At 69.4% G+C, this 1734-nt stretch carries 1 protein-coding gene; it reads left to right on the top strand.

The features are described 5' to 3' along the window. Positions 1-46 precede the first annotated feature (46 nt). Positions 47-1711: an ISAzo13 family transposase gene (locus E0504_RS42590; RefSeq protein WP_112104866.1), complete on the top strand. Its 1665-nt coding sequence runs from the start codon at positions 47-49 to the stop codon at positions 1709-1711. Positions 1712-1734: the final 23 nt, after the last annotated feature.

Consider the following 1734-nt stretch of genomic DNA (forward strand, 5'->3'; position numbering starts at 1 on the left):
TGCCGGAGCCCTGGGAGTTGCCGGAAAATAACTTCTGCTTTTGACCATGCTCTGTGGGGGTAGGGTTCCGGGGGTGGAAGGGACCGAGGAGGTCCTGGCGGAGAAGTTCGCGGTGTTGCTGCCGCATCTGGACGAGCGTCGGCGGCGGCTGGTGCTGGGGGCGGACGCCAGGGTGTTGGGGCATGGCGGGATCCGTCTGGTGGCGCGGGCGGCGGGGGTCTCGCAGGACACCGTCTCGCGTGGGGCGGCGGAGTTGGACGGTGGCCAGCCGCCGTCCGGGCGGGTTCGGCGTGCCGGTGGCGGGCGTAGACAGGCGCGGGAGAAGGACCCGTGCCTGGTGGGCGCGCTGCTGGCGCTGGTCGAGCCCGACCAGCGTGGGGACCCGGAGTCGCCGCTGCGGTGGACGGTGAAATCGACCCGTGCGCTGGCGGGAGAGCTGACCCGGTCCGGGCATCCGGTGAGCGCGGACACGGTCGCGGTCCTGCTCAAAGCCGAGGGGTTCAGCCTGCAGGGCACCTCGCGGACAACCGAGGGCGCCCGCCATCCCGACCGGGACGGCCAGTTCCGCTATATCAACGACCGGGTCAAGGAATTCACCGCGGCCGGGCAGCCGGTCGTCAGCGTGGACACCAAAAAGAAAGAGGTCCTCGGCGACTACGCGGTCGCCGGCCGGGAATGGCACCGCACCGGGCAGCCGGTGCCGGTACGAACTCATGACTTTCCCGCCAAGGACGCACCCAAAGCGGTGCCCTACGGCATCTACGACCTGACCGCCGACACCGGCTGGGTGGCGGTCGGCTGCGACGGCGACACCGCCGCGTTCGCGGTGGCGACCGTGCGCCGCTGGTGGGACGGGGAGGGCCGGTACCGCTACCCGACCGCGACCCGGCTGCTGATCACCGCGGATGCCGGCGGGGCGAACGGCTACCGGGTCCGGGCGTGGAAGAAGAACCTGGCCGACTTCGCTCACAGCAGCGGTCTGGAGGTGACGGTCTGCCATTTCCCGCCGGGAACGTCGAAATGGAACAGCATCGAGCACCGGTTGTTTTCCAGGATCAGCATCAACTGGCGGGGACGCCCGCTGACCAGCCACGAGGTCGTCGTCCACACGATCGGGGCGACCACCACCCGCACCGGGCTGACCGTGCACGCCGAGCTCGACCCCGGCGCCTATCCCACCGGGGTCACCGTGCCCGACGAGGTCATGGCGACTTTGCCATTGACCGCGCACGACTGGCACGGCGCCTGGAACTACACCCTGCGGCCACAACCGCCGGCACCGGCCGTCGTCCCGCGTTACACCGACCGCGCCCAGCCCGAGGACCTCGCCCCCGAGTGGCTGCACCACCCCACCCTCACCGGTATGGAACGCCCCGCCTTCACCGCTTTGCTGGCTGCTGTCGAACGGTACGTGCTCGACCACCCACCGATCAGCTTGCATCACAAGCACGCCCGGTGCCGCGTCCTGCGCCGCGGTCCGTTGTCGCTGTCCGACCGGCTGCTGGTCACCGTGATCCACCACCGGTGGAAAACCCAACACCAGGCACTCACCCGACTGCTGGGCTCACCCCGAGCAGCCGTCAGCGACGCCATCCACGAGATGACCCCCGTCCTCGACGGCCTCGACCGCCACGTTCCACCCGCACCGATCACCGCGCCGACCGCGAGAGACCTCACCGCTCTGATCGACAAGAGCAACATCAAACCCTGAAGTTATTTTCCGGCAACTCCCTG

It is taken from the genome of Parafrankia sp. BMG5.11, from assembly GCF_004337455.1.